The sequence below is a fragment of the Robinsoniella sp. RHS genome, from assembly GCF_001029355.1.
GTDB classification, from domain to species: domain Bacteria; phylum Bacillota; class Clostridia; order Lachnospirales; family Lachnospiraceae; genus Robinsoniella; species Robinsoniella peoriensis.
Genome location: NZ_JNGB01000118.1, coordinates 1 through 9,989, shown reverse-complemented (window position 1 = coordinate 9,989; position 9,989 = coordinate 1). Strand labels below are relative to the sequence as shown.

Genomic DNA, 9,989 nt, shown 5'->3' with positions numbered 1-9,989 from the left:
CCGGACTTCGTCCTCCGCCCTGCCGGAGTCCCCCTCATCGCTGCCGCTTGATCTGCTCCGCAGCTCAACGGGGGACTCCGTCCGGGCATTAACGATATCTTTCAAATCTTTCATTGGATCATATTCCCTTCCTAAATAGGGCGCATAAAATTCCCGGATCGTCTCGGTTTCTCCATTCACATACACATAGCCATGACTGCTTCCAAACTTTTCAAACTTCCTGTCTGCATCTCCAAATGTCATGCGGTACCCGGACTTTTCCAATGACCCCAGTGATACCCGCAAGCCTAAATTATCCCGGATCGCTCCCGATAAATATTTTGCATCTGCTCTCTGGGTTGCAAATATGATCTGGATTCCTGCCTGTCTTCCTTCTAATACAATTTTGGTTAAATAAGACATGATATTGTTAACATCTTCCTTTCTTTCCAGGCTTTCGATAAATGCGATAAACTCATCGAAAATCAAAAAAATAGGCTTTAAGCCTAATGTTTCATAATCCGCACCAAAAGGTGCTTCGTCTAATTGTTCATACCTTTTATCCATTTTCGCCATTATTTTACGGCACATCTGCATGACCTTTCCGGTTGCATAAGCTACTTCATCTTCTTCTAAAACTTTCCGCAGTCCATAAAGATCGGATCGCTTGGGATCTATAATATACAGTTTTGCCCCTAATTTTTTCAGGCAGCGGATAATATAATACAGGAAATAACTCTTTCCTCCTCCGGTTACGCCTGTGATCAACGCATGGGGTGCCTTTTTAAAGTCCCACCACAGCCCTTTCATAAGCGGTATTTTCGTCTTTTCACATTCCTGTTCTCTTTTTCCCATGTAAAGGCGGTCTTCTTCAATGGATTCCAGGGTATATATTTTATACCAGTACTTCCGTTTTTCCCCGGTTATTTCACGGTCAAACATTTCTCCAAGCGTATTTCCCATATCCGTGAAACTTTCATGAAATTTGCTACCGTCCAGTTTGATTGTAATTTTCATCACACCTTTTTTGCAGTGGTAATACATTTTGGGAAAATAGGTCATGCTTTTTTGGGAATTTACTATTTTCCCTCCGCTTTGTGTTCCTTCCAGGTTGTAATACATGGCATCAAAGCACATCTGACATAGTTTTTGCAAGTTATAGAGATGGCACCAGACACGAAACAACAGAAGTGATGTGATAGCGGATAGAATTCCTCCTATAATTGCACTTTTTATTCCACTTTGGATTAAAATTTCCTGGGTGATCTGGAACTCTTGAAGCCACAAATGAACTAACAGGGTGATCAGAGCAGGAAGCAATACAACAGCAGCAATCATTTTCCACAATATTTTCCGGTGCCATTTATGAATTTTCATTCCTTTATAGAACCATTTCAATTTCAATTTCATTCGGGTGTCCCTCCTTAATTGCAGGTCATTTTCAAACAATTTCCACGCTGCAGTCTTTATTTGTCTGACTTTTTTTTTTACTAGGGTTTGGATCCGCGACCTTATGCCATCTTTTTCAAACAATTTACTCTGCAACTTGTGAGCAGCTTGAAGCAGGGTTTTTCTTTTATCTTAAATTTTCATTTTAGATTTTCTTATTTTCTTCTACTTCTTTGGGCGCTGATTCCTCGACCCGCTCCGGTTCAGGCTATTACCGTCTAGTTCTAAGCGGCAAATCGTCTTTCCTCCGGGCAGCCAATTTCCCACTAAGAACTAGATCGGATAAAGCCTTCCTTACACGGGTGCCCCTCGGGCGCATTTCTTTGTTTAAGGCTTTTCTTTACTGGCTGTGCTTCCACTGTCCTATCATAAGTCAAGGTACGGGTAGTATTTTTCAAAAAGCGAAAAATCTCCACCCTTTTCCCCTTGACTTAAGATTTTTTTGCGGTGGTTATTTTCTGCCGAAAACGGGGAGCAAATGCAGGATCTACTTTCCCGGTTTCGCCCATATCATTGTACCGCAAAAAACCGGGCAGTTAGGCTTTCTCTGGCACTTCTTCTTTACGGTGGCTCTGCCCCCTGTACCCCCGACCTCTCCAGAGAGCATATGGGCGCCCGCCGCTTTTTTCAACTCTCTTTATCTTATTCTTTTATATCCCTTAGATAACATTCCATGTGTCCCAAAGTCACACCTAACTCTTTTTTATAATACTGATAAACCTCTGGTACTTCTCTTAGAACAAAGCCATGAATGCAGAATACCCCGTTTTCACTAAATTTGCCTTTTCTCACTTCCTCTAACAAGAAATCATCAAAAAACTTCAATGTTTCTAATCCCATATCAAAAGAAAACGCTGATTCTTCTTTTTCTAATTGTTTTCGAAAATGACTGATGAAAATCCTCATTAACCGGATACTCTTATCCCTATTTTCAGCTTCTATTTTCTTCCTTTTTCTGTTACAATAAAAATAACTAATCATAAATATATTTAATAAAACACTCAATGTGATAACTAACACTTCAACACCTCACTTTAAGAAGACCAAATGGACAAATTTTATTCTAATATGATAAAACATATAAATCATAAGATTCACAAATGCTTTCATTTAAAAAAAGCACAAGAAAAGTTGCACAACTATATTAATTTTGTAAATTCTATTTTAGATAACTCTTCATTATCAGAACATCAAAAAAAATCAGTTATCATAAAAATCTTAAAAGTTCTCTGCCTAAATATTCAAAACAACCGAGTTGAACAATTACTTCCTAATCTAATAACAAAAGAAACTCTGTCTTCTTTCCCCTTGTTTCCACTGTACTTTAAATGTCCAAATTGTTATTTTCGTACAGATTATAACACTGAAAATATAGAAGAACTCAAATGCTTCATTAACTTAAACGCTGTTCCGGTGATTGCATCTTTATGGAATCCTGACAGAATGCTCAATGCTTTTGCTACTATTGGAAAATTTGCCAACAACCCATTCAAATATGACCCATCAAATCATTTTAGTAATTTATTCATTTATCCTATTGGGTTATGTCAAATAACAAATGGTCTTCATTCCGCCACAACCGGTATATACGATACATCTGCTTCCGTACAATTACATAGTTCTATTGATATTTCTTCTTCTTACAAAGAAATAACCTTTGATGGCATTGATTTTATTCATCAAAAATGTCAAAAAAGCATTTACACCCCCAAACATAATGACATTGGAATTATCTATGAAATCGGTAGATTATTAATTGACAAAAATATTGCAATTTTACCAACTGACTACGCTAACTTAAATTAAAAATAATAGTTACCCCTTTCATCTGGTATGTATCTGCCTGCATTACCGGTTACGCTTCCCTGGGTACTCCGAAACCTCGTATATTCATGATTACGGATTCCCTTTTTCAGACAATCATCAACAGCCTGTTTTACATGGGCATATACATTACCGCCCAGCCATTGGTGCCAGTTGGTATCTATACTGTAACAGAACTGCCCAGGTGCCTTGATCTGTTCCAATGCATTGCTCCCACAGGAACCCCAGGCTTCGGACTCCACACGGTTCATAACCGTAGAAATAACCGCAAGTGCACCTTCATAACTTCCATTATCCTCCTGCTGTATGACTGCATAAATCAGTTCCATTTCTGCCTGGGTGTAAGCAGTCTGATCCTCTCCATAGTCACCCGTTCCGCTATTCGATCCGCTGTCACTATTGCCAGGATAAGCAGGAGTAAAATAACCAATGATAAATGGAGATCCGATTGGATAAAAGTTACACTTGACCGCATCCCCGCTGTTTCCTTCTACCGTTGATACCGTAACCCCGTCCGAATCCGTAACAATTCCGATATGGTCTAAATCCGCTCCGGTACTGCCGCCCCATTGGAATAAAATCAAATCTCCTTTCTTTGGAATATAAGATCCGCCATGTGCCATCCCATCTTTCCATTGATCCCTTGCCTTTGCAAAAGTCCTGAAATCATTACACCATGCGGATTTTGGTATAATCCCGCTTTCAATGTATCCATTTTCATTTGCACACCAGGATACATATGCCGCACACCAGGATACCCGGCTGGGAAACCCGGCATATGACCAGAATTTCTGTCCACCATTGTTTTGTTCGCCCAGCTGGCTCATAGCCGTTTCCACGATTGCCTGGCTTCCATGACCTCCGCCGCCACTTCCTCCCCCGCCGGATCCGCTTCCACCTCCTGTAATGACTCCCATAAAAAACAGTCCGCCGAATATTTGCAGTACAAAAACAATTGCTAATACAACTGCTATTTTTATCCCTTTCATTTTTCATCTCCTTTCACGGACTGTCTAAAAATAAGCAATAAAAAAACTATCTGCTGGTTTGCGATAGTTCTGCATTCTGTTACTTATTCTTTTTGGAATCCCATGTTCTCCTGGGACGGCTTCCTTTGCTCCGCCTGTAAATATTCGGCTTTTCGCTTAACACACTGCCCGTTTTTCTTCTCACATAGGGTTTGCTGGTTTCTTTTTCATCTGTCTGCGTATTCCGGGAATCGGCGGGTTGATTCCTTCTTCCCACATAGCTGCCCTGGCTGCTCTTGCTGTTCTGTTCACCCTGGGATTTTGATTCGCTCTGCACCTTTGTATTTCTTTTTGTTAATGTTCTATCCATATTCTGTCCTTTCTGCCACTTGCTTTTCTGAACATACGGAACCTTTTCCCGGTCTGCCGTTTTATACTGTCCCTGACTCATTTGTAACCTGGACTTTCTTCTAACATAGCTTGCCTGGCTTGATGGATCATTTCTATGCCGCATTCCCTTTTCAGAAATTTCAGGTCTGCTTCCATCCTTTCGGTATCTTGCTAAATTGCCTTTCGATACATGTCTATTCATTCTGCTTGTTGGTACGGCTGCTTTATACCAGATATTTCCAACCTGTTTTTTACTTGCAGGCATCTGCCTTCTTCTTGGACGTTTCGCCAGACTGTTTTTGTTTCCTTCAGCCAGCTTGCCTGCATCCGGTGCACAAGTTCCATAGATCACCTTATCCGGCAGCCCCAGCTGTCTCCCTCCACTCAATTTCGACGCCTTATTTGCAGTTGTTCCAATTCGTTTCGTCAGATCTGACTGCGCATATTGCGGCTGTTTTGCTGTTTTTGTTCTCCTTGGAAGCGGATTTCTTTTTCCTCCCATCATCATGCCGAGAGCCTTAAATCCACGGTTTGCCATAAACAGGGAACCAAGGGTACTGCGAAGACCTCCTTTTCCTCCGGCTGGCTTTCCGCCTTCCATAAAGAGACCATATATCTTTTTCCGGAATAAAAAGACTGCAACATAGACAATCGCCTGTAACACGGCACCATATACATATCCCTCTGCACCGGTTAATTTATAAATGGCTGCGGAAAATCCATACATCAAACACAGCAGCATTGCCAGACCGATCCGCATGCACAATTCATACACTAATTTTGCCCCCAGCTGAATTGCCATTCCTGACTTATTTGGCAGTAATGATAAAATCAAAATAAATGGAGATACGCACGCATACAGTACAAACAAAAATTGGTGGTAAATATTAATACAGACCAGCATCAGGATCACAACTGCCAGAACTGCACCGGACAAGATAAGGGGCAACATATTGGACACCCTGAGATCCAGACCATACCATCCATTCATCATTTTGTTGCCATGCTCTTCTACTTCTTTTTTTACCAGTTCTTCCCGTTCTTCACTTCCACTTTCCAAAGAAAGAATCTCCCCAGCCTTTTCAGCCGAAACCGAGGTGTCATTATATTGCAGCAATAAATAGGGCTGGTAAACGGTGATATCAAAAAATCCTTCCCGGATTGCAGCCGCCGGATCATCTTTCATGCCCATTGCATGTGTCCCGGCTTTTACAACCACCGTCTGAATGGAATTGGCAATGTCATTTGCCCCCCTTATAAACGTATCTGCCTTTGCAAAAAACCCCAACGACACTACCACCAGCAGACCAAACATTGCCAGACCGCCGATTGTCCGCCCGGATTCTTTTTTTATAATCTGGAAACCATAATAAAGTCCGGTCAGGATCACCACCGTTGCCAGCAATTGAGAAAACAAGCCATTATCCAAAAAGCTGCCATTAAAACCGGCTATGCCCTGGATAAACTGCACGGTTACTTCCATAAGCGGGTTAATGACATCCGTAGAATAAACCGCCTGTACAAAATACCCGATGATATGGAACCCTTTAAATATGGCAGCATACACACAGCCGATCAGCCAGGCAAGGAGTGAATAACTTCCATCATCCATTGCCTTTCCCCAGTTCCACGGCATCCAGTTTCCGCTGGTATCTACATAACTGTCCAGCTTATAATTTTCTATCGGATACTTGTTATATAAATAGGTGCCCCCGGTATCTTCCCCGATCAAACCTTTTGCGGATACTGCCAGATCAAGAAGAAAAATACCCAGCAGACAAAGGGTAATCATGAATAATACGAGTCCTATTTTTTTCTTTTTGGACATCAACTCACCTCCACTTTTGGCGCGGGCGGGCTGGTATCCCATGCATCATATAATTCCTGGAATACCACGTCAACAGCCAGAATTCCAATACGCCCCCAGATATCCTGCATCAGGCAGTGTCCATTTGGAAGATTTTTTAAAACTTCTACAATCTCATCTGTCTTTTCCAGATCAAAGAAGTTTAATACCTCTGCAACTTCTTCTTCGTTTTTACACCGGTATGCAAACTTTATTCCGATATTATCCTTGATTGTCTGGCTTAACACGCCTACATTCTGGCTTACATAACAAATACCGCCATTTAGCGCCCTTCCCTCACGGGTCAACTTATCGGAGATCTGCATTCCCTGGCTGCTGGCTAATGTCGCCCAAGCTTCCTCACTCACAAAGAGTTTCAAAATGGAACGGTCACTGTGGATAAATTTATCTGCAAATGCCGTGATTGGAGTCAACAATGCAATGGAAAGTACATTTGCTATCGTATAATCTTTTGCCTGTAATTCTTTCGACGGCAGTGAAAGGTTCTGGATCTGCAGAATATTAATTGCGGATTCCAGATTAATTGTTTTTACCGGTCTGCCATCTCCAAACAGCAGTACTGCAAAAGAAATTTCATAAAATGCGTCAATATCCTCCCCTACTTCCACATAAGTACCGTCTTCACTATTTAAAAGATAATCCCGGACTGCTGTCAAGCTTGCTGCTTTTTGCGCACCTACCTCTTTTACTGCTTTTGCAATAATTTTAAACCGTGAATCTCGATTGTGAATCCCTAACAAAATGGTCAGGACTGATATTGCTAATGCTTCTGCTTCTTTACCTTCCATTACATACCACGGATCCAGCAGCCCCCGGTACTCCTCATCTGCATACAAGGTAACGATATTTAATTCATCTCCTAATTCTGGAAGATCTTCTATCCAGTTGGTGCGTTCTCCTTTTGGATCTAAGGTCAATACCCGCGCCCCACCTAATGCTGCATTGTAACAGATATCATTCGTCCCCATTGATTTCCCTCCGCCTGTAGCACCGGAAACCGACATCGACAGGGAGTTTGTCACTGTGCCCCGGATTCCTCTGGCTGCCAGTCCAAGGTTTACAAATACAGGCTGGTTATTGATCCCTGTTGTTCCTAAATAAAAGCCGTATGGATCTCCTAATTTCTTCGTCGCACCAAACATCCCGCTTGCTAAAAAGTTCGGTTCTGCTACATGCACATAGTCTGTTATTTTTAACTCTGCTCCTGGCAGAAACTCATTGAAAAGGAATAACTGGTCTCCATGCGGCTGTTCCAGGACAATTTCAAACATGCTTTTATACTCTTCTTTCACAACGGCTGCCCTGGAACGCATTTCTTCTTCCGTATCCCCATAAATACACAACACAATCGACACATTAAAAAGGGGCTTTTTACTCTTTTTCAAGTCATATTCCAGTTCATGCAGCCCTTCTTCCCCTTCGATGATCTCCTGCGGTGCTGACTCCCCGCTTTCTTCTGCAAACCGGATCTCTGCTTCCAGTCCTTCTTTCTTTCCCCTTACAGTGGCTCTGCTGGATTCATTGTCACTTACCCTGGCACGGATGGACAGATCCACTGGAAAATCAAATTCCTGGACATAATAGATAAATTCATTCCCCACGGCTTCCGATTCATAAGCAAGATCAGAAACACAAAGAAAAGTCATATAAATGGTTTTTCCATTGTTTTTAAGCCTTATATAATCCATCGGATCATCTTCCAACAACCCTTCCGACAGACGTTTTACTTCTGTTTTTTCTACATACCGCTTCCCCTCCCGGATCTGGAAATGGATCTTCTTATGATCCGGAGAAATCTTTTTGATTCCACGGGTAAAATTACGTTCAATTAAAAACTGGGTTTCTTTTTCCGTTACACGTACTGCTTCCATGTTCCGGGACAGTCTCTGGTATACCTGGCGTTCTGATCTTTCGTACTGTTTGATCTCCGCTTCCGTAACCATATACATGTCTCCTGCCTGGTACAGCCTTTTCTTAAATTCACGGGCGATTTCCTGCAACCGTTCCTTTAAGCGTTCTGACTCACAGGACATTAATTTCACACCCAGGTAAAATTTAAAGTCCCTGGATGTGCTGCATCTCTCCTTTAAAACTGCGGTAACCTGTCTGTTATGTGCAATTCCTATTTCACGCAAAGGTCCAGTAATCTGTTTTTCATACTCCCGGCTGATTTTCTCAATATCCTGTTCCACCGGGACAACCAGCATATGGAATTCCACTTTAATGCCCGTAAACGCAACGGACTGGCTCAGCATCTTCTGGATCTTCTTTTCCTCGGATAAGAAATCATAATAAAATCCTGGAATTTCATAATATGCCCAGACATTCTGGTCACCAAAAGCCAAATTTCCACTGTAATAATTTACCGGCATCTGATAACGCATATTATTCCTCCTTTTCCTGTTTTTCTTGTTGTTCTGGTTTTTCTAGTTCTAAATGATTCCGGATGACCCGTACCATTGTCCCATCATAAACAGATTTCTCTGGTTTTTTTATTGCTTCATAACGGCAAATCCGGTGCGGGTACAAATAAAACCGTAGAACTGACCGTACATAGCGGTCTGGACGTTTCCCATCATATTTTACTCTGGTCATAAAAGTGGAAAACCCATACGGCAGCGCAACATATTTCACCAGTAAATAACTTCCTCCGTTTTGCCCAAAGATGCTTAACAAAAGAAATACAGCCGCCAATCCGACAGCAAAAAATGCAATCTGTGTATACAAAGGTGAACCTGGCACTTTCCAGCCTTCCACCCGATACAGTCTTTTTCCTACATGCCATAAACCATCATAGGAGCGTACAATCATGCTGCCATCCCTCCCCATGCCATCCTTGCAAAAAGATACGGGTGATTAATGATCTGTGCCGCTGTACCACCCATTCCGAATATTTGCTTCATGGTCTTGACAATTAAGGTGACAACTCCATCCGGTTCAATAATAAATAGTAAACAAACTCCAAGCACAACAATCGAACCAATCAGCTTGCCAGTTTCTTTTTTAAACCAAGACACGATTCCAAAAATAATTACAATGACTGCCGCAACCGAAGCCGCTTCCGTAGAAACCATACTCTGCAAATTTGCTCCAATACCCATTTACTTTATTCCTCCATTTCCATAATTAATTTCTGACACTACATAGCGATCCTGCTCCCGTACCAGAGTGACAGATGTCTGCATCAATATTTCTGCCTTTGTTGATACATCCTGCATCCAGACATCTGTAAACACCTGGTATCCTTCTTTTTCCTGGTATATTGCTACATTGTCAAGCCGGATAAACTCATATATGCCTTTCAGGCTCTCTACTTCCGACTTCGTATAATACCGCAGTTCTTCCGTTGTTCCGGTTGCCATAAATTTAAAGAAAGTTTCCAGAAAGCTGTAAATTTCTTTACTGGATGTTTCATCCGTTACCATCGTAGATGCATCCGGCTGGTCTGCCTTTAGGGCATATTCCATAACAGGAGGTGCCGGAATCAGATACGGAAGTGACCTTAATTTAAA

General features: G+C 41.8%; 9 protein-coding genes. 1 reads left to right on the top strand and 8 read right to left on the bottom strand.

Annotated elements, in window-relative coordinates:
• Both RHS_RS24630 and RHS_RS24625 read right to left on the bottom strand, forming a co-directional pair.
• On the bottom strand, nt 1-1,389 hold a 1,389-nt coding region (locus RHS_RS24630; RefSeq protein WP_047834666.1), incomplete at its 3' end, for an FtsK/SpoIIIE domain-containing protein.
• Between the two features lie 681 nt (nt 1,390-2,070).
• Nucleotides 2,071-2,448, bottom strand: a complete 378-nt coding sequence (locus RHS_RS24625) for a hypothetical protein (RefSeq protein ID WP_047834665.1) — start codon at nt 2,446-2,448, stop codon at nt 2,071-2,073.
• A gap of 27 nt (nt 2,449-2,475) precedes the next feature.
• Between RHS_RS24625 and RHS_RS24620 the strand changes: the two genes are divergently transcribed.
• Nucleotides 2,476-3,234 carry a DUF6710 family protein gene (locus RHS_RS24620; RefSeq protein ID WP_047834664.1) on the top strand — a complete coding sequence of 253 codons (759 nt, stop codon included), beginning with the start codon at nt 2,476-2,478 and terminating at the stop codon, nt 3,232-3,234.
• On the opposite strand, the gene RHS_RS24615 is transcribed toward RHS_RS24620, so the two are convergent.
• The 6 genes from RHS_RS24615 to RHS_RS24590 form a co-directional block, all read right to left on the bottom strand.
• A complete protein-coding gene (locus tag RHS_RS24615; protein ID WP_047834663.1) occupies nt 3,231-4,241 on the bottom strand; it encodes a CHAP domain-containing protein in 1,011 nt (336 codons plus the stop codon). The genes RHS_RS24620 and RHS_RS24615 overlap by 4 nt on opposite strands.
• Nucleotides 4,242-4,320: 79 nt before the next feature.
• A complete protein-coding gene (locus tag RHS_RS24610; protein WP_047834662.1) occupies nt 4,321-6,438 on the bottom strand; it encodes a CD3337/EF1877 family mobilome membrane protein in 2,118 nt (705 codons plus the stop codon).
• Nucleotides 6,438-8,861, bottom strand: a complete 2,424-nt coding sequence (locus RHS_RS24605) for an ATP-binding protein (RefSeq protein ID WP_395023516.1) — start codon at nt 8,859-8,861, stop codon at nt 6,438-6,440. Before RHS_RS24605 ends, RHS_RS24610 begins: the two co-directional genes overlap by 1 nt.
• A 1-nt stretch (nt 8,862) precedes the next feature.
• A complete protein-coding gene (locus tag RHS_RS24600) occupies nt 8,863-9,288 on the bottom strand; it encodes a TcpE family conjugal transfer membrane protein (RefSeq protein WP_047834661.1) in 426 nt (141 codons plus the stop codon).
• Nucleotides 9,285-9,578: a hypothetical protein gene (locus RHS_RS24595; protein WP_047834660.1), complete on the bottom strand. Its 294-nt coding sequence runs from the start codon at nt 9,576-9,578 to the stop codon at nt 9,285-9,287. Before RHS_RS24595 ends, RHS_RS24600 begins: the two co-directional genes overlap by 4 nt.
• The coding region (locus tag RHS_RS24590) for a conjugal transfer protein (protein ID WP_047834659.1) at nt 9,579-9,989 on the bottom strand (411 nt) is incomplete at its 5' end.